Annotated in this window: 21 protein-coding genes; 11 read left to right on the top strand and 10 right to left on the bottom strand. The window is 45.6% G+C overall.

The features are described from left to right. Positions 1-4 precede the first annotated feature (4 nt). Both qrcC and qrcD read left to right on the top strand, forming a co-directional pair. Positions 5-769: a menaquinone reductase iron-sulfur cluster-binding subunit QrcC gene (gene qrcC, locus BUR09_RS07135; protein ID WP_074216252.1), complete on the top strand. Its 765-nt coding sequence runs from the start codon at positions 5-7 to the stop codon at positions 767-769. A gap of 5 nt (positions 770-774) precedes the next feature. Beyond that, on the top strand, positions 775-2,040 hold the full coding sequence (qrcD, locus tag BUR09_RS07130) for a menaquinone reductase integral membrane subunit QrcD (protein WP_074216251.1): 1,266 nt from the start codon (positions 775-777) through the stop codon (positions 2,038-2,040). Between the two features lie 197 nt (positions 2,041-2,237). On the opposite strand, the gene BUR09_RS07125 is transcribed toward qrcD, so the two are convergent. Together BUR09_RS07125 and rnhA are read right to left on the bottom strand one after the other, a co-directional pair. Further along, complete coding sequence (locus tag BUR09_RS07125; RefSeq protein ID WP_084539371.1) at positions 2,238-3,215, bottom strand: hypothetical protein; 978 nt, start codon at positions 3,213-3,215, stop codon at positions 2,238-2,240. A 326-nt stretch (positions 3,216-3,541) separates the two neighbouring features. Continuing rightward, positions 3,542-4,009 carry a ribonuclease HI gene (rnhA, locus tag BUR09_RS07120; protein WP_074216250.1) on the bottom strand — a complete coding sequence of 156 codons (468 nt, stop codon included), beginning with the start codon at positions 4,007-4,009 and terminating at the stop codon, positions 3,542-3,544. A gap of 290 nt (positions 4,010-4,299) precedes the next feature. On the opposite strand from rnhA, the gene BUR09_RS07115 reads away from it, so the two are divergent. Then, positions 4,300-4,791, top strand: a complete 492-nt coding sequence (locus tag BUR09_RS07115) for a DUF1499 domain-containing protein (protein WP_084539370.1) — start codon at positions 4,300-4,302, stop codon at positions 4,789-4,791. 75 nt (positions 4,792-4,866) lie between these two features. On the opposite strand, the gene BUR09_RS07110 is transcribed toward BUR09_RS07115, so the two are convergent. From BUR09_RS07110 to BUR09_RS07100, 3 genes are read right to left on the bottom strand one after another with little or no spacing between them, the layout of a single operon-like run. Beyond that, positions 4,867-5,373: a TPM domain-containing protein gene (locus BUR09_RS07110; protein WP_074216249.1), complete on the bottom strand. Its 507-nt coding sequence runs from the start codon at positions 5,371-5,373 to the stop codon at positions 4,867-4,869. Positions 5,374-5,420: 47 nt separating this feature from the next. Then, positions 5,421-7,175 carry an aldehyde ferredoxin oxidoreductase N-terminal domain-containing protein gene (locus tag BUR09_RS07105; RefSeq protein ID WP_074216248.1) on the bottom strand — a complete coding sequence of 585 codons (1,755 nt, stop codon included), beginning with the start codon at positions 7,173-7,175 and terminating at the stop codon, positions 5,421-5,423. Between the two features lie 12 nt (positions 7,176-7,187). Next, positions 7,188-7,604, bottom strand: a complete 417-nt coding sequence (locus BUR09_RS07100; protein ID WP_074216247.1) for a 4Fe-4S binding protein — start codon at positions 7,602-7,604, stop codon at positions 7,188-7,190. A 431-nt stretch (positions 7,605-8,035) separates the two neighbouring features. Here BUR09_RS07100 and hflK point away from each other — a divergent pair, with 431 nt between their 5' ends. The 6 genes from hflK (at position 8,036) to BUR09_RS07070 (ending at position 16,731) form a co-directional block, all read left to right on the top strand. Then, positions 8,036-9,115, top strand: coding sequence for an FtsH protease activity modulator HflK (gene hflK, locus BUR09_RS07095; RefSeq protein WP_074216246.1), 1,080 nt, complete (start codon positions 8,036-8,038; stop codon positions 9,113-9,115). Further along, positions 9,115-9,963 (top strand): protease modulator HflC, encoded by an 849-nt coding sequence (gene hflC / locus BUR09_RS07090; protein ID WP_074216245.1) that lies wholly within the window; start codon positions 9,115-9,117, stop codon positions 9,961-9,963. Before hflK ends, hflC begins: the two co-directional genes overlap by 1 nt. Positions 9,964-10,447: 484 nt before the next feature. Beyond that, the gene (locus tag BUR09_RS07085; protein ID WP_074216244.1) at positions 10,448-11,155 is read left to right on the top strand and encodes a LexA family transcriptional regulator; all 708 of its coding nucleotides are present in this window, start codon (positions 10,448-10,450) and stop codon (positions 11,153-11,155) included. A 241-nt stretch (positions 11,156-11,396) separates the two neighbouring features. Then, positions 11,397-13,355, top strand: a complete 1,959-nt coding sequence (locus BUR09_RS07080; RefSeq protein ID WP_074216243.1) for a response regulator — start codon at positions 11,397-11,399, stop codon at positions 13,353-13,355. Positions 13,356-13,377: 22 nt separating this feature from the next. Next, positions 13,378-15,249, top strand: a complete 1,872-nt coding sequence (locus BUR09_RS07075) for a PAS domain-containing sensor histidine kinase (RefSeq protein ID WP_074216242.1) — start codon at positions 13,378-13,380, stop codon at positions 15,247-15,249. A 9-nt stretch (positions 15,250-15,258) separates the two neighbouring features. Further along, a complete protein-coding gene (locus BUR09_RS07070) occupies positions 15,259-16,731 on the top strand; it encodes a sigma-54-dependent transcriptional regulator (RefSeq protein ID WP_074216241.1) in 1,473 nt (490 codons plus the stop codon). Between the two features lie 434 nt (positions 16,732-17,165). Here the strand turns inward: BUR09_RS07070 and BUR09_RS07065 are convergent, their stop codons facing one another. After that, positions 17,166-17,696 carry a PAS domain-containing protein gene (locus BUR09_RS07065; protein ID WP_074216240.1) on the bottom strand — a complete coding sequence of 177 codons (531 nt, stop codon included), beginning with the start codon at positions 17,694-17,696 and terminating at the stop codon, positions 17,166-17,168. Between the two features lie 49 nt (positions 17,697-17,745). On the opposite strand from BUR09_RS07065, the gene BUR09_RS16825 reads away from it, so the two are divergent. Further along, positions 17,746-17,934, top strand: coding sequence for a hypothetical protein (locus tag BUR09_RS16825; protein WP_074216239.1), 189 nt, complete (start codon positions 17,746-17,748; stop codon positions 17,932-17,934). A 132-nt stretch (positions 17,935-18,066) separates the two neighbouring features. Here the strand turns inward: BUR09_RS16825 and BUR09_RS07055 are convergent, their stop codons facing one another. The 3 genes from BUR09_RS07055 to murI form a co-directional block, all read right to left on the bottom strand. Then, positions 18,067-18,225 carry a rubredoxin gene (locus BUR09_RS07055; protein ID WP_074216238.1) on the bottom strand — a complete coding sequence of 53 codons (159 nt, stop codon included), beginning with the start codon at positions 18,223-18,225 and terminating at the stop codon, positions 18,067-18,069. A 90-nt stretch (positions 18,226-18,315) separates the two neighbouring features. Further along, positions 18,316-19,146: an arylesterase gene (locus BUR09_RS16540; RefSeq protein WP_175566000.1), complete on the bottom strand. Its 831-nt coding sequence runs from the start codon at positions 19,144-19,146 to the stop codon at positions 18,316-18,318. Between the two features lie 352 nt (positions 19,147-19,498). Beyond that, the gene (murI, locus tag BUR09_RS07045; protein WP_074216237.1) at positions 19,499-20,329 is read right to left on the bottom strand and encodes a glutamate racemase; all 831 of its coding nucleotides are present in this window, start codon (positions 20,327-20,329) and stop codon (positions 19,499-19,501) included. A 277-nt stretch (positions 20,330-20,606) separates the two neighbouring features. Between murI and BUR09_RS07040 the strand changes: the two genes are divergently transcribed. Further along, complete coding sequence (locus BUR09_RS07040) at positions 20,607-22,262, top strand: DUF342 domain-containing protein (protein ID WP_074216236.1); 1,656 nt, start codon at positions 20,607-20,609, stop codon at positions 22,260-22,262. A gap of 1 nt (position 22,263) precedes the next feature. Here the strand turns inward: BUR09_RS07040 and BUR09_RS07035 are convergent, their stop codons facing one another. Continuing rightward, the gene (locus BUR09_RS07035; RefSeq protein WP_175565999.1) at positions 22,264-23,220 is read right to left on the bottom strand and encodes a DUF362 domain-containing protein; all 957 of its coding nucleotides are present in this window, start codon (positions 23,218-23,220) and stop codon (positions 22,264-22,266) included. Between the last annotated feature and the right edge of the window lie 98 nt (positions 23,221-23,318).

The raw sequence follows: 23,318 nt of genomic DNA, 5'->3' as shown, positions 1-23,318 counted from the left end.
CGTCATGCAAACTAAAGAATTCACTATCAAATGGGGCATGGCAATTGACCTCGACAAGTGTACCGGTTGTGGTGCCTGCATGGTTGCATGTCAGGCTGAAAACAACCTCGCACCAGTTGTCGATGCTTCCAATAAAATCAAAGTAATGAACTGGATCACAGTCTACGAACTGTCCAACGGTAAACCTTACCCTGAACACGACGTAGCCTACCTGCCTCGCCCTTGCCAGCAGTGTGGTCACCCACCTTGCGTTTCTGTTTGTCCGGTTATCGCGACTGACAAAAACGAAGAGGGCGGTATCGTTAGCCAGGTAACTCCTCGTTGCATCGGCTGTCGTTACTGTATGGCAGCTTGCCCTTACCACGCACGCTACTTCAACTGGAGCGATCCGGTATGGCCTGGTGGACTTGAGAAAGCTCTTACTCCAGACGTATCTGTGCGTCCTCGTGGTGTTGTTGAAAAATGTACTTTCTGTCACCACCGCTGGATGGCTGCAAAAGATAAAGCAATCGTTGAAGGTCGTGATCCTATGGATCTGGCTGAAGGCGAATACGTTACTTCCTGTACCGAGGCTTGTCCTAACGGTGCTATCACCTTCGGTGACCTTAACAACGAAGAACATGAAGTAGCTAAACTTGCTAGCTCCAAATACGCTCACAGATTGCTCGAACGTCTCGGTGCCGATACACAGGTGTACTACATTAGCCGCCGTGAATGGGTACTGCGTCAGCTCGATAACTATCTGGAAGACGAAAAGGTTAAGGGGTAACAGTCATGGGAAAGAACTACTCTCTTCCTGCAGATCATGAACTCTTCCCAGAAGGCACTAATCGCTGCTCTCTGACGAAGTTTTCTATCTGGATGGGACTTGTCGGTGCTGTAGCTCTTTGGGGTCTTTACGCTGCATTCCGAGTGCTTGCTGAAGGCCTTGCCGTTACAGCCCTTGATGACTACTTCGGCTTTGGTCTCTGGATTACCTTTGACCTTGCTGTTATTGCTCTCGGTGCTGGTGCGTTCTTCACCGGTCTGCTCAGATACATTCTGAACATCGACCCGCTGAAAAACATCATCAACCTCACCGTTATTATCGGCTTTATTTGCTACTCCGGTGCTATGCTCATTCTCGTGCTCGACGTTGGTCAGCCGATTCGTGCATGGTTCGGTTACTGGCATGCGAACGTACACTCCATGCTTACAGAAGTTATCTTCTGTATTACCTGTTACCTGATTGTTCTGATCATCGAATACATTCCGCTGATCCTTGAACAAAAGCAGCTTAACAGAATTCCAGTACTGCATCACCTCGCGCACAACCTGCACGTTTGGATGCCACTGTTTGCTGGTATTGGTGCGTTCCTTTCCACTTTCCACCAGGGTTCTCTCGGTGGTATGTATGGCGTTCTCTTTGGTCGCCCTTACGTACTCCGTGATGGTTTCTTCATCTGGCCTTGGACATTCTTCCTCTTCGTTATTTCCGCAGTTGGTTCCGGTCCGGTATTCACCGTACTTATCGCAACCATCATGGAAAAAATGACTGGCAAGAAACTGGTTAGCTGGGAAATCAAAAAACTCATGGGTAAAATTGCTGGTGCAATGCTGCTCGTATACCTCGTATTCAAGTTTGCAGACACCTACGCATGGGCAGTCGACGTACTGCCACGTTCCGGTCTCACCTTTGACCAGAACTTCTACCAGACAATCTACGGCAAGTGGCTCCTGTGGTCAGAGCTGTTCCTTTGTGGCGTAATTCCGTGTATCATTTTGCTTTCACCGAAACTGCGCGACAATCCGGCTCTGTTCTACTCTGCAGCTCTGCTCGATTGTATCGGCATTACCATCAACCGTTACGTATTTACGGTTCAGGCTCTTGCTATGCCAGTAATGCCTTTCGACACCTGGGAAACATACGCTCCAAACTGGGCAGAATGGGGTGCAAGTGCACTCGTTATTGCCTATGGCGCTATCGTTCTCAGCTTGTCATACCGTTACCTGCCGGTATTCCCGCAGGAACGTGCTTTGAATGCGACTAAGTCCAGCTAGGGCTTAGTTTCAGATAGGTAAGCTTAAAGTCAGTTGAGCCCCGGCCGGTCCCCACCCGCGCCGGGGTTCTTCGTTTTTATACGGTTAGATATGGGAATATCCTCTTCTTCTTTTTTGCCTCCGGCGGCCAAAGAAAGCGCTCCACACTGTTTAGAATGAACAAAAAACTCTTTCGCAAGGCACATAGGAATGATGCATCACCCAAAAAAATAATAAGCAAGAGTAAAGAGAATTAGCGATGCAGCACGAACACTTTGGTTGCAAGCGATAAGCGACAGTGCAAGGCGCGGCGGAAATATGCCCATGTACACAGCAAGCTGATGTCGAACTGCACGCATCGGCGAAGATAAGATATTGCCAGCAAGCAAAGCTAACACAATATCTTTGGTTTGAATGGTCCCTTCTGTCAGCAGTGCTCCAGCGGCTGCCATAGAGGCTGCAATTTCAGCTGCCAGACTGAGAATAAGTACACCCGCTGCTTCCGGACTAATGAAAGGTAGCAGCCCGTTACTTCCTCCAATAATATCGTTTAATGCAGCAAATGCTCCAGAACGGTTAAGTAGAAATACGATGGTGTACACAGGAATTGTAACAAGCAACACCCGCTTAATTCTACGTATAAATCGTGAGGAAACTCGCTGAATCAGCTCTTTCACACTGTTGGAAGCATTGTCATCCAGCTCACAGGTTATACAGCCTTCCGGTGCCGGTGGAAGCATTATCCGCCCAGCGAATACAGTACCTACAGTACGAAACAATGCCGCCGATACAATTATTCCAACATACCAAAATGCTGCCTTACCTAAAAAAGGCACTGCAAGAAAAAAGAGTGATGGCAGATGCATAAAAAGCACCGGTGCGCTGTTCAGCAAGTTAGAAAAATACAGTTCCTTTCTAATTATTTTTCCCTGCTCATATTGCTCAGCTAAATATGTATTCGCCGTAATGCTTGAAAAAAAAGCCATGGTGAATGCTGCGCCGGACACATCCTGCAAATGCCCCATTCGTACGAGCGGTGACGAGATGCGAGCGAGAAAGCGCCCCCAATGTAATACTTCAATAATATTGCCGATAGCCAATCCAAATGAAATTGAGAGAACAAGCCTCATCAGCGGACAAAATAGTCCGCTCCAGAGGATCTCAAAGTCCATAAAAGAATAGAGTTCTGCATACATACTGAACTCTTACCACACTTTGCTTCAATAACAAATTTCCCCGTATCTAAACTTATTGCTACCGAGGCAACTGTCTTGTTCGCCTTCTTTGGATTACGTAATAAAAAAGGCTGTCACAAACATACTGTGACAGCCTTTTCTGTTTCAGAAAAGAAGTGAAACTTAAGCCGCAAATATATTCAACTACAGCCTTCTTCCACATATATAATTTTGAGAGAACCTAAAAAGTCTTGCTTCACCAGTGGGAACTGGGTCTCAAGAAACGAAAGATCTTAGAAGCAACAGGGGAGAAACAAACTCACTACCCATGAACCTCCATTAAGATATTACGCGGCTTCATGCCCTTCATCAGGAGGTAAATCAGGCTTCCCAGCTTCAGCACGTGCAAGATCGTCGCAGCGTTCGTTTTCAGGATGCCCATTATGTCCACGTACCCAGTGGAGAGTTACATCATGTTTTTCAAGATACGGAAGCAGACGCACCCAAAGATCTTTGTTTTTCACTGGTTTCTTGGAAGCATTCTTCCAACCATTCTTCTGCCAATTGACCAGCCATTTCTTCTCTACAGCGTTACGCACGTACTGAGAGTCTGTATAGAGTTCGACCTTACATGGCTCTTTGAGTGCTGCGAGACCTTCAATAACTGCCAGAATTTCCATTCTGTTGTTTGTGGTCAGCGCAAAACCGCCTGAAAGCTCTTTTTCATACTCACCATATCGCAGGATGGTTGCCCAACCACCTGGGCCTGGATTGCCAAGACAAGAGCCATCTGTATAAAGAAAAATATGTTTCATTATAACCTTACTCGGATACTATATTAATTGAAGAAATGGATACGTTAACCGCAAGCGTTTCATGCATCATAAGTTAATGTATGCTCAGTTTGGAACATAAAAAAAGACGAACGGCTAGTTTTTTTCACCATGACAACGTCTTGTTCAAGGGCTTTTTACTTCATAGATAGATAAACACCATGAAAAAATATACACACGTTGTGACTTGTTCGGGCTATACTGAGTAAAAATTTGTGCAAATACTGAAAGTTTACAAACACGCAAACCTACACTCAAGACATCTAAATACTATGAAAAAAACTAAACCAAATGCTGCTGGAATCATTAAATGGTTGTTCATTATTTTGTGCACACTGATGCTTGCCGGTTTTCTATTTTTCAAACACTTGGGCACGTGGTCTGCGGATATATCACCAAAACTCGGTGTAACTAACGGACAATTTGCCGCCATGCCGGAAACACCCAATGCCGTTTCCAGCCAAACAGGTATAGAATCAAAACATGTCGAACCTCTTCCCATGACCGGCTCTGTAAAACAAACCAAGAATAAAATTTTGCAATGTCTACAAGAGCTGGGAAGCAACAAAATCGTGACCCAAAATGAAGATTATATCCATGCAGTCTTTGTCTCGCCAATCATGAAATACCATGATGATGTGGAATTCTTCATTGATACTACGACACAGAAGGTACAATTTCGGTCTACTTCACGCGTTGGGAAATATGACCTCGGAGCAAACAGAGCGCGGTATGATGCCTTTAAGAAGCTGTACCTAAGATAAATATACATTAAAATGAAAGCGGCAAGTCTTATGACCTGCCGCTTTTTTTCTTGTATGTCTTGGACGAGGTGACAACTATTTTCCACCCATGTCATCCCATAGCTTTTGAAGTGCTGTTGCTAATCCCAGTTGCCATTCATTCTTTTCAAAGTATGGTGTAAAATATTCATTTTGCAACTTATACATGTAGTCTGCCCCCAAAGCCTTCCGCAATAACGGCGGGAACTCTACAAGAACCTGACGGGTATAAGGATTCAGGCCAATGAACACTGTCTTGGTATCCAGCTTTTCTGGTAACACAACCGGAGTATTACGCACCTGTATGCGCAGTTTTAAACCGTAGTTTTCAAGCATTGCAGACGCATAATCGCGTAACGCTGACTTCTGTGCTGAAGTCAGTGTCTCTGTCTGATCATACACAGTGCCCCGAGAGCGAATCTCTTTATAGCTACTTTCTGTCTGATACCAGAACGCAGCGGACACTACTGCGAACACTGCGATCAGCAGCATTGCGCGCAAAAAGAATTCGCCAGAAGATTTGGCGCGGATTATCGGACCGCGTTTATTTCTAAAAAATCCCATCTGCTCTCCGGTTCTGCTGCGTCACTATTTGCTCCGCAGGCTGTTATCTATTCTCCACATTGAGCCATCTCTTTAATGGCTGCGGCATAACGCTTTGCTACTTCGTTCATGTACCCAGTGTCAATTTTACCTTTCCACGTGACCACTTCGCTATAGCGTTTTGGAATATTCACTGCATCAACATCAAATCCGGTTCTACACTTCAGCTGCCAACGCAATTTTTGGATATACTGACCGGCCTCTTCAAGATTATCGGCAATATTTCCAAAACCTGCTGCTGTGAGCGCTTCTTTTAACTTTTCAGGCCCGTAGGTACCACGCGCAAAAAGACACCCCATCATGCTGTTGATGTAAATTCGACCACGTTCATCTTCGAGCATAAATTCAATGGCCTTATCAACATTCTTCTCTGTGTTACTCTGATCGAATGCGTAGCCACCGGTATCAAGGTGCGAATGACGGAACCCGTAAGCTGAAGCGACAAAGAACACTTCACCTGTGGCATAACCAGCCATTTCTTGTCCGAGAACACAGGCAAAGTCTTCACCACCATACAGCTTTGCTGCTGCCATAGAACCACGAGAAAGAGCCTGATAGAATGCATTTTCACCAGAGGCAATAAATTTAAGCCCCTCATGGAAGCCCTTCATCTCGCCGAACTTGAGATCAACAATAGTTTCTTCTTTGGTGATAATGCCCTTCTCAAAAGCTTCTGCCGCCCATGCAAGGGCAACACCCGCGCTCATGCAGTCCAGTCCAAGCTTTTCTGTTTCATCCAACAAGGCAAGTACATCCGCGGCACTGGTAATTCCAAGCATACTGCCCTGCGCAAAAATCGGCTCATAGTCGTACGAAACCTGTTTGTAGAGAAACTCGTGCTCGCTGGCAAACTGCTGCCGCAATAATCCTATATGGATACAGCCAACCGGACATCCGGCACATGCAACCTGACGAAGAAGGAGTTGTTTGGCAAAAGTTTCACCTGAAATATTCTCAACACGTTCATCATACGTTTTTTGCAGGTTATTCCATGGCAATGCCTTAAGCTCATTCAGCGGAATCAAATTCTGCGGAGTACCTAAGTCATGGTACTTCTTCATTTTCCCTGTTTCAGTGATATCTTCATAAATATCTTTCATCATGTCAGCATAGGCTTTCCCTTCTGGAAGATCGAAAGAACCATCGCCTGAGACAACAATCCCCTTAAGATTCTTAAAGCCCATAGCCGCACCGGATCCCATTCGTCCGAAATGACGGAAGGAATCCACGTTAATACAGGCGAATGCAACACCGCGCTCACCAGCTTGACCAATACGGATCGCAGAACGATGCCCTGAATTCTTTTTACCGAAACGGCGCAGAAACTTACCAGTGGCAAATACATCTTTGCCGCGAAGATAGGGGACTTTTTCTACTTCACATGAGCGGGAGCCTATAACAAGTGCGCTCAATTGGTTAGCTTTACCCGTAATCATCAATGCATCGTACCCTGCAAAACGAATAGATAAAGCAAGCCGCCCACCGGCATGGCTTTCAGACCATTGTCCTGTGTATGGGGAACGGAAACCGCATACAACCTTACTCATAAGCGGATAAAATCCAGTTAGAGGACCAACAGCAAAAATCAACGGCTGTCGCGGGTCATCTGCCGGTGCATCATCAATACCGTATTTCTCATAAAGAACAGCCGCAAGACCGCTACCGCCAATGTGCATGTGACGGTCTTCTATTTTCAGGACTTCACTTTTGCCTGCATCAAGATCTACATGCAATACGCGGGAGAAGTTTGGATCCATTTTCATAGTAAGGCTCCCTTATTCTTCGTGTGCTGGGATTTCACGCAGCTCTATACAGTGATGCGGACAAAACGGAACACAACGTCCACAGTGGATGCACAGATACGGAAGATCATCTTCCGGATCGTAGTAAATAGCATCCACTGGACATGCCTCTGCACACTTTCCGCATTTAATGCATTTATCATGCTTTGCTACAACGCCCCCACCCTTCCGTGGCTTAAGGGCTGCAGTGGGACACACTTCCGCACATGGTGCCGGATCACACGCCACGCAAATATGTGCTTCAAACCCCGTGGTAAGACCACCGGCAGAAGAAATTCGTATTCCCGCAGTATTCCATGACAATTTTTTATGAACAAGTCGCGCACAGGCGAGTGAACAGGAATGACACCCGATACACTGCTCCATGCGAACACCTTCCAGTCTTTTCATAGCAAATCCTGCTGTTTATCCTCTATTTGAGGGTTACCATCTTCCTTTATTTGTACTGTTCCGCAGCATACATATCCTTGATATTCTAACGGGCAACAATCCGACTGCGTGCTGGTGTCCTCTGCGCTTTGAGTTCAATTCAACACACGCTGTGCAATCTGGTTTTTGCCAACGCCCGTCCAGCTTATGAAACAGTTCAGGAACTATATTGAAATATTACCACATTAATATCACGGAAGGATATCTTCCCACCCGTAATTTGTTTTTTTGATTATATCACAGCATCATACTATTTTTCGTATTTTTCAGGAACATATTCCCCTAACCCCCCGCCAACGTGAATCCTATAGTAAAATTTATACAATGACTTATAATTGTTAAGGGGAATGCTGCTTGACCTATTAAGACAACTGACCTAAATTTCATATATTATGAATTGGGATTGGGAAAAACTGCAAGAAAAGCGGCAGAGGCAATCGGGTCAAGGGCCAGGCTGGGGTAGTACACCTCCAGAAGGCAACGATTCTGATCCGATCGGCGATGGCCTGAAGAAACTCCGGGGACTTAACTTCCCAGCGGGCAAGTTCGCTCTTGCCTTAGTTGTTCTTCTGTGGCTCGCATCCGGCATTTACATTGTACAACCTGACGAAGAAGGTGTTGTGCTCCAGTTCGGCAAATATGTTGCCACAACAGGTCCTGGTCCACACTACCATCTTCCGTACCCTATTGAGACAGTTTATAAACCTAAAGTGTCTCAAATCCGCCGTATTGAGATCGGGTTCCGTTCTACTGGTAGAGCTTCATCCTTCCAGCAAGGACAGTCCCGTACTGTCAAAGCGGAATCACTCATGCTTACTGGTGATGAGAACATTGTCGATGTTCAGTTCATTGTTCAGTACCGCATTAGCAATGCTGTAGATTACCTCTTTAATGTTACCCAGCAATCTGTCACTGTTAAAAGTGCTGCCGAAGCCGCAATGCGCGAAGTTATCGGGCACAACCAAATTGACAATGCACTGACAGAAGGGAAACTGCAAATTCAGAACGATTGCCGCAAGCTGCTGCAAGATATTCTGGATCGCTACGAAGCTGGTATCCAGATTGTTGCTGTACAAATGCAGGACGTACATCCACCAAAAGAAGTTGTTGACGCGTTTAAAGACGTTGCCAGCGCCCGTGAAGACCGCAGCCGTATTATCAACGAAGCTGAGGCCTACAGTAACGATATCTTGCCTAAAGCACGCGGTGCCGCAGCAGAAATCGTCAACCAGGCACAGGCATATAAAGAATCTACCGTTAACAAAGCTCAGGGTGATGCATCACGATTCCTTGCAATCCTTGCTGAATACAATCAGGCTAAATCCATCACTAAAAAGCGTATGTATTTAGAAACTATGGAAAAAGTTTTCAGCGGTTCTGGAGTCAACAAAGTTATTGTTCCTAACAAAGGCGTTGCTCCAACTATTCCATTTTTACCGCTCAGCAACGACAGCATGAAAGGGAGTAAGTAATGAAAAAAACAGCTACTCCAATTCTTATTCTGCTGGTTCTCATTGTTGCTGTAGTGTTCCAGTCTGCATTCATTGTTAAGCAGACTGAAAAGGCTATTGTTCTCCAGCTTGGTAAACCGGACAACAAAGTTTACGCACCAGGTCTGCACTTCAAGATCCCGTTTATCCAAAACGTGATCTACTTTGATGCACGCCTTCTGGAGTATGATGCTCAGCCTGCAGAAGCCCTCACAAAAGACAAAAAAGCTCTTGTGCTGGACAACTACGCCCGCTGGCGCATCATTAACCCACTCCTTTTCTACCAGACCGTGCGCACAATTCCGGGTGCTCAGGCACGACTGGATGATATTGTATACTCCCAGTTACGTGCTGCCCTTGGTCGCTACACACTGACTGAAATTGTATCTACTGAGCGTGACAACATCATGCAGAAGGTTACTAAACGTTCATCCGATCTAATTAAAGCATACGGTATCGAAATTGTTGACGTACGCATCAAGCGTACCGACCTTCCACCGGAGAACCAGCGTGCTATTTTTGGGCGCATGCGTGCAGAACGTGAACGTCAGGCAAAACAATATCGTTCTGAAGGTCAGCAACAGGCAATCACTATTAAATCTCTTGCAAACAAAGAGCGTACCATCATTCTTGCAAAAGCTAATAAAGAAGCTGAGATCATCCGTGGTCAAGGCGACGCTCTCGCAACGAAGATATACGCAGAATCACTTGGAAAAGATGAAGATTTCTACAACTTCCAGCGTTCACTGGAAGCATATCAAGAAAGCTTCAAAGAGAAGACTCGCATTATCGTGACTCCGGAAAACAAATTCCTTCATGAAATGCAGTAAATAACAATGCAAAAGAGCGTAGCAGCATCATATACCAATGCCGCTACGCTCTTTTTTATATTTAGATTCTCTCTAATGTAATTTTTAAGCAATTCACTCTATCTCCAGACGCGATGCTGACGTCTTGAACTCACCGCAAGACGCAGTGTCCTTGACACTCCTCATCAGTATTCAATGCAATGATTTACAATTTTTAATGAATATCCATTCATCCCGATATTGACAAAACATTGCAAATCCGTCCACAAAGAGTATTTGCATCCACTAAGAGTTCTAAAAACCTTTTAGTCATCTAAAAATCTATTCTCGTAATTTTTAGATGTATTTTGCATTAGAACAATGTCCCTATTGTTTCGCGCACTGCCTTGTTTGTTCTAAATAAACATCTCGCAGTAATTACACTACATACCCAGCAATTTTCAACGACAAGACTAGCCCCCCGTAAGCTACACGCTTATTCTAACGTCTTGGCGGGAGAGACACCGTGTCCACCTTTGATGAAGTTTTTGAACGTATAAAACTAGCTACAAATACTAGAACTCAGGTTGAATTGGCGGAAGTACTTGATATCCGTCAATCAAGTATCTCTGATGCTAAGCGTCGAGATTCTGTACCTTCCGACTGGTACATGAAGCTGTTTGAAAAATTTGGTCTCAACCCTGACTGGCTTAAAAAAGGCGTCGGCCCTATGTATCTGCGTACAGAGGAAGACGGCTACCAGCCAGTTGAAGGCCCTGCTGCTGGACGGGTTTTTGAAAACCCTACTAAATTTGGCGATCCAGATGCACGCAGCGCTGTCGTAACAATTCACTCTATGCAAAATGTTGAAGTTTCTGACGACGGTGAAGAAGCGCGCCGCTTTACCAGTGTTGGCAAACTGTCCATCCCTCAATCTTTTGCTGGTGCGACAATTCAAGTATTCCGTGTAGATGCCTCCAGCATGGAACCACTCATTAAGAAAGGTGCATTTGTTGGTATTGATACTGCTCAAACCAATATCCTTTCCGGCGAAATTTACGGTGTATACGTTCCTTACGAAGGCATCTCTATCAAGCGCATCTTCCTTGATGCAGCAAATCAGCGTTTCATCTTACGCAGTGAAAACCCTGCCCACCCAGAGCAGTACCTGCCAATGGACCGCTGTTCAGAAGACATTATAGGCCGCGTTGTCTGGAACCTTCAGACTATGTAGTCGAGCATATTCCAGCTTTTTAAGGCGGTCTTTTGACCGCCTTTTTTTATGCTTTTCCGCATAAAAATTCCGCACACCCCGTCTAGACAACTAGATGCATTTATTGCATATACATCAATAGTCTTACGTATTTTTCCTTCATAACAGCAAGACACCGCTGTTTGAAATATCTTACGCCGCATGCGCGCGCCCACACAAGTTGCTGCATGCTACGCATATACGGCAGAGCGGGGAACACAATATGGCCTCTATCAGTATTCTTGTAGTCGACGATGAACGCATTGTTGCGTTGGACATTAAAGGTACACTGGAAACTCTTGGATACCGCGTCTGCGCCATCGCCAACACAGCAGAGCGTGCACTACAAGCAGCTGAGGAGCACTCCCCTGACTTGGTCCTCATGGACATCAATCTCAAAGGCGAAATGGACGGCATAGCTCTTGCCCATGTGTTCAACGCAAGACACTCGACCCCTGTCGTTTTCCTCACAGCGTATTCTGACAGGGACACATTTGACCGTGCAAAATCAGCCAACCCATACGGCTTTATTCTTAAACCGTTTGATGCAAGAAAACTCCATTCTGCCATTGAAATTGCACTCATCAAACATTCCGAAGAAGCACGCCTGACTGAAGCCAGACACAAAGCAGAGCTGGAAAACAGTGCCAAATCGAGTTTTTTTGCCAACATGAGCCATGAGATACGCAACTCGCTCAACGGCATTGTCGGTATGACAGACCTTGCACTTGAAACAGAACTGGACAAAGAACAGCGAGAGTACATGACAACAGTGCTGGACTCTGCCGAAAACCTGCTGGATATATTAAATGACATTCTCGACTTATCCCGTATTGAAGCACGTCAACTAGCACTGACGCCAAAGCGATTTGATCTAGAAAAAGTGATTAATAAAATTATCCGTGCACATACACCGAAAGCACACAAAAAAAAGATCACCATCACATACGACATCCCAACATTTGTGCCGAGGATACTAAAAGGTGATCCAACACGTTTATCACAAATTATTACCAACCTGATTTCAAACGCAATCAAGTTCACAGAACAGGGCAGCATCTCACTTGAAATCTCTGACCTTGCAACGCTCGGGGCATACGCAGAACAACAGCATATGCCTACGCCTAAATACCGTATGCTCCTGTTTTCCGTCAGGGATACTGGCATCGGTATTACAGAGGAAGAACAGAACTATATTTTTGACCCATACAAACAGGTACTGTCAGAAGAGAAAACGCCTATCCGCGGGACAGGTCTTGGTCTTGCCATATGCCGTGACCTTGTTGAACTTATGAATGGAACCATCTGGGTGCGAAGTAAACCGGGCGCAGGCAGCACCTTTCACTTCACTGCCCAGTTTGAACACGGTAAAGTTGAAGAAGAAATTGCAGAACCTGAAACTATTCCAGAATTCCCTCCTGGACTACATGTTGCAATTGCCGATAACAACGTTGTCGGCCAAAAACTACTTTTCGAGTTACTGGAAAAAAAAGGCTTTGCATGCCACGTCACTTCAAATGGAGCAGAGCTGCTTGAATTATTGGCATCAGAATCCATTGATCTTGTCATAACAGAAATTAAACTTCCGTTCCTAACAGGCCTGGAAGCCATGAAACATATACGTTCCGGAACAATTCCAGATACACCGACCAACCTTCCGATTATCGCGGTAACTGCTTTCGCGCTCAAAGGGGATAAAGAGCGATTTATCGAAGCCGGTATGGATGGGTATGTAGCAAAACCAATTCATGCCTCTGAATTTTATCGAGAAATTGCACGAGTCATTCAACCGGAAGAACTACCGGCACAACCGGAAAAAAAAGTTACAAAAACTGATATGACGCAACTTCTTGATGTTGAAGGAACATTAGCACGCCTTGAAGAAGACACCGAGTTAATATGCAGACTCTACTCTCTCTTTGTAGACGAAGTTGAGGAACGTCTGTATGGATTGAAACTCTTTTTGCAAGAAAAAGCTTATGATAAAGCGGCACTGCATAGTCAGTCATTTGCAGCTGCAGCATTCAACATCGGTGCAAATAGTCTCGGCAACGCGCTCATGCAAATCTACACAGCAGCCAGCAATACGCAGCAGGTCTCTTCTGAGCAGTTGCAACAGCTTGAAGCACTCAGTAGTAAGACCACAAAAGAAATTACGCGCAATATGAAGAAACTCTCTTAATATTGCTCTGTTCGGAGAGCTCATGACACAGCTACTGCCAACCGCTACACCATCATACTCATCCACTCAGTTGCCGGAAGCTGTCTCCTGCCTGTTGCGCCAATTAAGTGACTCCTGTTCTTCAGATCAGAGCCTTGATCTTGATTACGTGCGTAGCTTTCTATCTTCATCTCTGGGATGGGAACGCAAGGATGTTCTGCAAAACCTGAAAATCCAGCTTCTTCAACCAGAAAATCTTTCAACGCTGTCGCATCACATTCAATTGCAGGTGGCAGGAAAAGTAAATTCATTTCCCTTATTCTTTTATGACAGTTACGGCCAAAAGGTTACTATCCTTGTGCATCCGCGTCCGCTGCGCCTTCCCGATGGGAGTAAGGTCATAAGCAGCACTCTTTCCCTCGGTTCGGACATCTATCCTACGCAAAAGCAATCTGACCGCCAACGTCTTAACCTGCTTGCTATTCTGGATAAACTTCCAGAGTTCGTAGCGCTGGTCACACCACAGTTTACCCTGCGCTACATCAACAAACCATTCAGTGAACAGGTACAATTAAAAATAGGAGACTCCTGCTACCACGCATTCACTGGAAACACAGACTATTCCGGAACACCTACCCATCCGTACTTACCGCCGTTTGATGTCTTTGAAACCGGCTCACCGTCTTTTTCTGCATGGAAAAGCCCGCGATCAGGACGTTCTTACCGTTTCTTAAGCTACCCGTTTACGGATACCGACGGTGAACAGCTTATCCTGCTTATGGGGCTGGATATCACACAGCTCACCCGTTTTCAGGAAAAACTTGCAATTACAGAGCGCCAGTATCACCTGATCACCAATAACCTTTCGCTGGCTATTGCGGTTATCGACGGACAACAAAACATTACGGCAGCCAACAGCCAATTCCGCAACTGGTTTAAACTACATGATGAATCATATCCTGTAAGCTGCCCTAGCATCCTCACTAAGCTTGATGAAGACGGAGAATGCCTGCTCGACAAAACTACCAACCTTACAATTAAGGATGGTCAGGAGCACGAGTGCGAATTTTCTACATCCCGTGATGGAACTGAATATACATTTCGGATTACAGCATGCCCGCTCCACCGAACAAAACTTTTTTCTTCAGCAATTATTCTTCTGGAAGATATTACCGAAAAGAAAAAGGTAGCTCAGCGAACCCAGCAATTACGCAAGCTAGAAGCCATGAGCACTCTTGCCGCCGGTATCGCCCACGAAATCAACCAACCCTTGTCTGCACTGCGGCTTTACGCCAGTGGACTGGATTTAATGGTTGAAAAACATGACACCGTACCGACCGAAATCTTGCAGGAACGTCTTGGATGGATTCTACGGGAAACCGCAACTATTGAAGATATTATTAGGCACATGCGCTCACTTGTGCGTCATCAGGGTTCATTCCCGCTTCAACAATCTGACGTAAACCATGCCGTCATGCAGACACTCACCTTACTGCAAAGTAAGCTGGACACCCAAAGCATAACTGTTCAGGAACAGTTGCAAGACAACCTGCCATATGTTCTTGCACTGCCTATCCAGCTGGAACAAACGGTGATCAACATCGTGATGAATGCTGTTCATGCACTTGAAAACACAGAAGGTGAACGGCGTATTTCGATTACAACACGCGAAACAGATGACGGCTATATCCTGCTCAGCATCAGGGATAACGGCCCGGGGTTGAAAGGGCTCGGTGACAAGATATTTGATCCATTCTTCACTACAAAAGAATCAGGAAAAAATATGGGGCTTGGACTTGCGCTGGTACACACATTCGTAACCAGCTGGGAAGGAACAATTACTGCTGAATCCCCACTCGCTGACAATAAAGGGACACTTATTAAAATCTTACTTCCAAAGGCTCCGTCTGCTTAAGAGATCTGTATGCGAATACTCATTGTTGATGACAACTCCACCAGCCTGCAAAGTTTAAGCGTTGTGCTCACTGACTTGGGGCACCAGCCAACGACGTTCAGTGAACCCGTTGCTGCACTGAACCATGCAAAAGAAAGCTATTACCCACTCATTATTACAGATATCAAAATGCCGACAATGGACGGCCTTACCCTGCTTGCAGAGTTAAAAGCATGCGAAACAAGCAAACGCAGTGATGTAATCATCATCACTGGGCATGGAGACATGGATACCGCCATTACCGCATTACGCAATGGTGCTTATGATTACTTGAATAAGCCTATCAATGCGCGGGAACTCGCCGCTGCTGTGGAACGCAGCGCAGAGCATCAAACACTGCTTTTTGAAAATACAGATCTTAAGCAGAACATGGAAGAACGGGTAGCAGAAGCTAAAGAATCGTTGCAGGAAGACTTGGAGAAGATGCGCTCACAATTACGCAACGTATCCGGAATTGGAGAAATCATCTCCGGTTCATCAAGAATGCAGGAAATTATCCGCGATGCCACAATCTTTCATCACGAGCCGGATGTTCCTGTCCTCATTGAAGGGGAGACAGGGACAGGCAAAGAAGTTATTGCGCGCCTTGTTCACCATGGGGATACCCACTGCGATACTCCCTTTGTTGCCTTGAACTGTTCAGCGATTGCGGAATCCCTGTTTGAAAGCGAACTATTCGGATACGAAGCCGGAGCCTACACAGGCTCCCGCGCCGGAGGGTCTGCCGGTAAACTCGAATTAGCAGGTAACGGAACGCTCTTTCTTGATGAAATTGCAGAAATGCCCTTGCACTTGCAACCCAAGCTCTTGAGAGTTCTGGAAGATAGAACCTTCTACAGAGTAGGCGGTCTACAGAAAAAACGTTTCACAGCCCGCATTATTGGTGCCGGTAACAAAAATCTTGAGAGGATGGTAGAAGAAGGCCTCTTCCGTCGCGACCTCTATCACAGATTAACTGTAGGTCACTTACGCCTTCCACCATTACGTGAACGACAAGATGATATTCCTAAGATGGCCTCACTGTTTCTGCGTAACCAAGTAAAACGTAAAGGCAAAGATTTTCGTAGCATTGCTCCGGAAACATTGACGTTACTCTGCGAGCACCCTTGGCCGGGGAACGTTCGCGAACTGGAAAACACCATTGAACGCGCTGTGCTTATCCATGACGACATTGAGCTTCGTCCGGAACATATTGAATTTTTGACAGCATCACGTTCAACCGACAGCATTCCGGATATTACAGTTCCTCTTCATCAGCCTTGCCCGTTACCGTCTATTGATATTGCATCATCCGCAATTATTCTGCCGGATACGCCATTTAGCCTTGAAGATCTAACCCTATCAGTTATTCGCAAAGCTCTTGCAAAATTTGACGGAAACAAAACAAAGACAGCCCAATATCTTGGTATTTCCAGATATGCCCTTCACCGGAAGATTTCATAACACGTGCGATATCGCACGGTGTGCACTTTCGCACGTGCATTTTCGCACGTTTTTTATCTCTCCAACAAATTTTTGACATAAGCAAATTTCAACAAATCTGTAACAGACTGTTTTATCGATGTTTTTTTAACAACAGCAAACTTAACATTTTGGCACAGTAGATGCTATATGAGGAGCAGACGGTTGGATTGCCAGCGATTAGGCGTCCCCCCCCAACGTACCAACCGTCGTGCTTAGGCTCTGAATACGGTGCGAACCATAGCGGACTTCCCCCCCCTACTGTTATGGTTCTAATTCCGAGGCGTAGATTCAGACCAACCTATCTTGCCCCCTGTAATCATCCCCCCCCCGATTACAGGGGGCTTTCTTTTGGACGCAACAAAGCGCTCAACACCCATATAGGCGAGAGTCACAACTATCCTGTCGGAAAAATACTAAACTCCGTACAGCCTACAATTGTCTGCTTTAACTACTTCAGAAATATCAAGGCGGGATTCAATGGCAGCTGTAAGCTGACCCATTGCATCGAACACTGGAGAAACACTTACCAACCACAGCGCAGCCGTACCATCAGGATATATCCCTTCCTCTGTTACAACTACAGGTTCCTGCGTCATAAAGACCTTAGCAACTGGACAATTGCCCCCCGGAAATTCTCGGGTACAGACATGCCGACAGGAACGCCCTTCTGCAATAGCAAAGGTTTCCATAAACGCATTATTGGCATGGACAATTGTGAATGAGGTATCGACAACGGATACATACCCGGGCATCCCTTTAAACAACGACTCAAAATACGAGCGACGTTCTGTTGCATTCTGCATTCGCCTGCTGAACACTTCACCAGAACGCACAAGAGCCATGGTCAGGGCATCAAGCTCTATCTCTTTGGGGATTTCTGTAGGAAGTGGCGCACTACCAAGCTCTGTAGCGGTGTGAGTTAGCGCTTCAAGAGGGCGGCACACTAGCCCCCTGCACAACTTATTGAACAGGTAATAAAAACAGGGCACAGTAATGGCAGCACAGCAAGCCATAAGCCATAAGATATCTACAGGCGTAAGCGGAGAACTGGCTGCAAGTGTTAGCAATGCACAAAGCACCACCAGCCCTGAACAACTAAAAAAGATTGCTGCCGCAACAGCAAACTTTGTCGCTAAAGAAAATTTGGCATTACGAAATAGTAACAAAGATCTTGCCCCCTGAGTGTTCGTCACAACATACTACCACACAGCTGGGCAGGCGCAAAATAATCAATATCACACTAAAATATAAGAAATAAAAAAAGCGATTTCATTCTTCAACAGATCAAAACCGCTTTTAATTTTTTTGGGTAATTTACTCGATAGGTTCAAAGAATTCCTTTGCAGCACCACAGAGTGGACATACCCAGTCCTCTGGTAAATCTTCAAATGCAGTGTCTGGTGGAATATTGTTTTCAATGTCTCCAACTTCAGGATCATAAATATATCCACAAGGGCATTCATATTTTGTCATTCTTTCATTCCTCCAAGGAAAAGCTGTTACAATATAAGCATACTATGCCTGCAACAACCTCTCTTAACAAGCAGATTATACAGCCTGTTTTTAAAGCTGTTGCGTACAGATCAGTTCAATCTGCTTCACGATGTATGGGAGAATATTACCCACTATAACCTTAACCCCATCTGCATTAGGATGGTAGCCGTCCTCCTGATTCAAGGAATGATCAAGCGCTACACCTTCAAGGAAAAACGGGTAAAATGCTACATTATACTTTGCAGCAAGATCAGGAAATACGGCATCAAAACTATCGGCATATTTCTGCCCAAAATGCGGAACTGAATACATGCCGGTAAGCAGCAAGTGAATATTTAAGTCCTGTATTTCACGAATCATCGCTGCTAAATTCGCTTTCATGCGCGGCACGCTTCGACGCTGCAACATGTCATTCGCACCCAGCTCCAGAATAATAATGTCCGGTCTCGTCAGCAGAATTTTAGGTAAACGGGCGTGCCCCTGCGCTGTTGTGTTCCCCGCAATTCCATCATTATCCACAACCACAGGATATCCCAGCTCACGCAGCGTCTCCTGTAAAACCACAGGAAACGAGTTCATGGCGTTATCAAGCCCATATCCAGAAATAAGGCTGTCACCAAAAGCCGAAATAAAGAAAACTTTTCCAGGCGGAAAGGTAATATTCTGTGCCTCAGGAGTATAATAAGCAAGGGATGTTCGTGGATATATTACAGGCTGTGCAGGAAGCGGAGTATATGTGGTTCCACGAAGATGTAGCGGGGAAGCTTTAGCTTGAACCGCAACTGCAACCAGTTGTGATGCCTGTTGAGCACAGTTTCCCAAGCTGCACATAATAAACAGAAACAGAAGTATAACTCCGGCATAGATGCGACCGCACCGCATCAGTCCACCATGTCTCATCGTCTTCTCCATTGTGCTGTAGTGAAGGTTGAGTGTTGTCCATCCCAACCAATATACACCCGACACTATGTAAAAAAATGATATGAAAATATGCCTCCAACGACTCTTCAAGAAGGGGGATCTGCTGCCCACAGAGCAGGTACAACCTCTCAACTGCAAGACCATACTGTCTTTCTATGCGATTTATTTACGCATAAACAACGCGCTACTTTTGACTTTGCATGGTGGGAAATAAAAAAAAGGCTGAAACAGCCTTCTCTTTCAACGCGTTAGTGACACTCAAGTCATGAGTAATTTCACCACGCGGCAAAGCAGAAGACTCTCTCAGCCTTTAAGGTTCTGATCTATGTAATTACAGATCGACTAACTCAACGTCACCAACTTCGATAGGCAGCCCAAGAAACCAGCTACCGGTTCTGGCAAAACGTGAGATATCGTCTGTGGTCAGAAATTTTGTTCCGCCACAGACCGTGTTTTTTTGAAGCAGACCGCGTTCGGAAAGTACTTTTTTCACTTCCTGTGCTGTGGTTTCTGCCGAATCAACAATATGGATCGCATCCCCTACAACATTACGAATGGATGGAGCGAGCAACGGAAAGTGCGTACAGCCGAGCACGATTGTATCTGGGGCTTTTTCCTGTGCGGTCTCAAGTGGAGAAGCAAAGAGCGGGTCCAGATAACGAGCGATAATACCTTCAACAAGCTCACCGTCTGTCCAACCTTCTTCTGCCAAAGGGACAAACAACGGGCACGGAAGCCCTGTAACGTCAACATCCGGACGTAGCGAATAAATCTCCCGCTGGTATGCATTACCGCGAATGGTAGATTCTGTAGCAAGGACAACTATGCTTCCATTCTCTGTAGCTGCACAGCTTGCAGCCGCACCGGGCTTAACAACGCCCAGCACGGGAATATCCGGAAAAGCCTTCTGCAACGGCTCGATAGCTACAGAGCTGGCAGTATTACAGGCGATAACAAGCATTTTAACGCCACGTTCCACCAGCTTTCCCGCAGCCTGCACAGCATAGCGGATAATAGTTTCCTGACTCTTTGTTCCGTAAGGCAAACGAGCGGTATCACCAAGATACAATATTTCTTCGCACGGCAAGGTAGAACGTAATGCTTTAAGCACAGTTAACCCGCCAACACCGGAATCAAACAGTCCAATAGGAAGAGAATTCATTTCATTATCTCCAACATCAATTCATCAATTGATGATTACATCTGATCACCCTGTATGGCCGGGCTGAACCTACTCCTGCTGCTAAAAAAGGCAAGTACTACAAGCAGCCATCTACAGCGCACTGCAAAACAACACTATTTCTTTTATTATCAACCAGTATAGTCAAACATATACCATAGCTATGTAGAATCGCAGAGTAAAATAGCACATACTAAAAAGTCCCTACTCACTCTTATTCTTGCTTATTTCTGCAAAGAACCAGTGTTCGGAGGATAGTATGTCATATAACAACCCCATTCTCAGTGAAGAAGAATCTATATTTTCCAGATACATAGAACTGCAAGGCAATCCTTTACTCCCTGTAACACCCGGAACTTGCATAGGAAAAGCCTTACGCCTTCCTCACTTCTACCTCACTTCTGAGATAGGAAACGAAGAGGAAGACCTGAATCAATCGCACAATTATTCCATCGATACTGCAACAGATAAAATCTATGCGACAGCGCTTGGAATTCTTTATGTAGATAACAATAAAATTGTTGTTCGCCCTATTTTGTATCCGGCAAATGATGGAATGACTGTCTACGCCGATGTGTATCATAGAGATTTTAAAGGTAATTCACTACTACTCAGCCATTACGCAGCCGCACTCTGGCAGCTAGATGTTAATGCCCCCATAGACACTGCACGATTCAACTCAGCCGCTCGTAAGGCCATGACACAAGGGCATCCTGTTCGAATGGTTCCAATCTGCAAAGGCAGACCTCCAACCCACGAGGAGCCTCCCATTATTCTGCCGTTGCTGCCGGAACGAATACTGCGAACTATGCAAAAATCCTCCGCTCCCGTTGACTATAAGGACCAAGGTTTTTTTGCAGAAGTTCCAGCTCACACACCAATTGCCGTACAACTACCAGCACCTGAGTCATCCAACGGTTTTGATGTCTTCGGCAATGCGCTTCCAGTGATGGAGCAACCAACCCTTACCACTAACGAAACAAGAATGCTAAGTATTGGAAAAAATCTCTACGGAATCCCTCAACACGATGGACACACAGTATATTATTCTTCTTGCAAGGGACTTATGAGCATCCGTGATGACATTCTTTCCATTACAGATGTCTTGCGTATTGAAGGTGATGTGAACATGAAAACTGGAAATATTATTGCGCAACAGGGTTCTGTACACATTACCGGCTCAATCACACCGGGTTTTACTGTGCAAGCCCAACAGCATGTAATTATAGACGGCAACGTAGATCAGGGGAACATCACCTGCGGTGGTGATGTATTTGTTTCCGGTGCAATAATTATGAATAAAAACAGCACAATTACGTCGAGGGGATCTGTATACGCAAACCACATGCATAATGCAGATGTTGTCGCAGCACACAGTATTGTGACGTCCGGTTCCATTGTAAATTCAGAACTTACAGCCGGAAATTCCATCCGGACTTGTTCAGAAAAAGGAACAGTACTTGGCAGCACATTAGTTGCCGGAAGTGAAATAAATATTGCTGGAGCAGGTGGCGAAAATGGTGCACCCCCCATTCTTATTATTACAAATGAGGCGAGTTCCCCGAATGCTCTACGAAAAATAACATCCGAGGCCGAAACTGTCTTATCACAATCTATCTCTAAGTTGGACGACTGGATCAGAAGAAGTCAGGAAAAAGAGCTTTCCGGCTCCATGCGTCACCGAGCGGATAAGCTACTGGAAAAAGCCAAACGGATTCGTAAATCCATTGCAAACCGTGTTACTCCGCGCGTTACACATTCTGCTCACCGTATCATTATTCGCGGCACAGTTGCAGCAGGAACCTTAGTAACCATGCATGGACAAACGCTAACCATTGAGCACCCGCTTCCAAAACTCTCAATGGAACTGGAAAACCATCAACGGGCTGTGCGCGCCCAGCAAGTGGGACACTAGGTTACGGACAAATATAACGTTTCCATAAACGCTTCAAACTGCTTTGCAGTAAGCGGACAGGGTGAAAGGTTTCGGGTGTAAGCTCAACCGGAAGCATAAACCCTTCGGCATTAAACTCTTGCGGTGTAGCTAATACATATTCAAGATGCTCCTCAAAAGCGCCGCGCACGTTCTTACGTTGCAACTCCTTCCACAATGGCATTTCTTCGACGCTACAATTCAGTATCGAATACAAAGCAGTATCAAGTGACACAGGATCACCAGCCGCACCGATAAGTCCCAGCGAATATGGAACACCAAAAATTGGCCCTGTCTTATGCATACAGGTAATCCCATCCACGACACTTACACATTCTGGCAAAGCTAAAGCAACATCAACCAACAATTCTCTGAAGGCGTTTGCCTTATCTCCGTGTTTAGAATGTGCAATAGCCTTACGGACACCACTCACACACCCAAACAAATTTTTCACTGCAAACGTTGTTCGCATCTGACAATGAGCCTTCATACGTGGTATATTCAGCAGCAAATCACACTCAAGGGCACTCCGTGAAATACCTATAGAACTACCGCTTTCAAACGTCACACATTTCGGAGAATCCAACGTGATTATCGGCACATTGAACCGCTCCAACCGCTCAAAGAGGCCAATACTTCGTGCAACCGATACAGCAGAACCCAAAACAGGAGAGTCTCCGACTGTTACCGCACACCCGTGTTCAAGCAATACTTCACAGACGGCTTCCACGACAGCTGGGTGAGTACAACACAACCCATTACTATCTGCCTTCAGCAAATTAGGTTTTACCAATACCTTTGCACCTGTTGCAGGTGCAAAATTAATCGCCTGTAAACAGTCCCGCACTGCCTTGTGCACTGTCTTGTACTCATACTCAGCGCAATGCGTTAGCGCCACAGGAATCAACCCGCCAACCGCCTGCTGTACATCGTTCCTCAATCGTTGCTCCATCTCTCGTTATTTATTCGCCTTCAACCACAAGTTCCACTACCGACTCTCATTCAGGACATCACACACTCGCAAACTATAACCATATG

This window comes from Halodesulfovibrio marinisediminis DSM 17456 (assembly GCF_900129975.1).
Taxonomy (GTDB): Bacteria; Desulfobacterota; Desulfovibrionia; order Desulfovibrionales; family Desulfovibrionaceae; genus Halodesulfovibrio; species Halodesulfovibrio marinisediminis.
The sequence above is the reverse complement of the archived record's forward strand: the minus strand, read 5'-3'. Positions and strand labels throughout refer to the sequence as shown.

Bases quoted from the DNA above. Each gene is read 5' to 3' on its own strand.
- BUR09_RS07070 (WP_074216241.1), top strand. From the start codon at position 15,259: ATGCGAATACTCATTGTTGATGACAACTCCACCAGCCTGCAAAGTTTA.
- qrcD (WP_074216251.1), top strand. From the start codon at position 775: ATGGGAAAGAACTACTCTCTTCCTGCAGATCATGAACTCTTCCCAGAA.
- BUR09_RS07080 (WP_074216243.1), top strand. From the start codon at position 11,397: ATGGCCTCTATCAGTATTCTTGTAGTCGACGATGAACGCATTGTTGCG.
- BUR09_RS07075 (WP_074216242.1), top strand. From the start codon at position 13,378: ATGACACAGCTACTGCCAACCGCTACACCATCATACTCATCCACTCAG.
- hflC (WP_074216245.1), top strand. From the start codon at position 9,115: ATGAAAAAAACAGCTACTCCAATTCTTATTCTGCTGGTTCTCATTGTT.
- BUR09_RS07115 (WP_084539370.1), top strand. From the start codon at position 4,300: ATGAAAAAAACTAAACCAAATGCTGCTGGAATCATTAAATGGTTGTTC.
- BUR09_RS07055 (WP_074216238.1), bottom strand. From the start codon at position 18,225: ATGACAAAATATGAATGCCCTTGTGGATATATTTATGATCCTGAAGTT.
- hflK (WP_074216246.1), top strand. From the start codon at position 8,036: ATGAATTGGGATTGGGAAAAACTGCAAGAAAAGCGGCAGAGGCAATCG.
- rnhA (WP_074216250.1), bottom strand. From the start codon at position 4,009: ATGAAACATATTTTTCTTTATACAGATGGCTCTTGTCTTGGCAATCCA.
- BUR09_RS16540 (WP_175566000.1), bottom strand. From the start codon at position 19,146: ATGAGACATGGTGGACTGATGCGGTGCGGTCGCATCTATGCCGGAGTT.
- BUR09_RS07100 (WP_074216247.1), bottom strand. From the start codon at position 7,604: ATGAAAAGACTGGAAGGTGTTCGCATGGAGCAGTGTATCGGGTGTCAT.
- BUR09_RS07125 (WP_084539371.1), bottom strand. From the start codon at position 3,215: ATGTATGCAGAACTCTATTCTTTTATGGACTTTGAGATCCTCTGGAGC.
- BUR09_RS07110 (WP_074216249.1), bottom strand. From the start codon at position 5,373: ATGGGATTTTTTAGAAATAAACGCGGTCCGATAATCCGCGCCAAATCT.
- BUR09_RS07040 (WP_074216236.1), top strand. From the start codon at position 20,607: ATGTCATATAACAACCCCATTCTCAGTGAAGAAGAATCTATATTTTCC.
- murI (WP_074216237.1), bottom strand. From the start codon at position 20,329: ATGAATTCTCTTCCTATTGGACTGTTTGATTCCGGTGTTGGCGGGTTA.
- qrcC (WP_074216252.1), top strand. From the start codon at position 5: ATGCAAACTAAAGAATTCACTATCAAATGGGGCATGGCAATTGACCTC.
- BUR09_RS07105 (WP_074216248.1), bottom strand. From the start codon at position 7,175: ATGAAAATGGATCCAAACTTCTCCCGCGTATTGCATGTAGATCTTGAT.
- BUR09_RS16825 (WP_074216239.1), top strand. From the start codon at position 17,746: ATGGCAGCACAGCAAGCCATAAGCCATAAGATATCTACAGGCGTAAGC.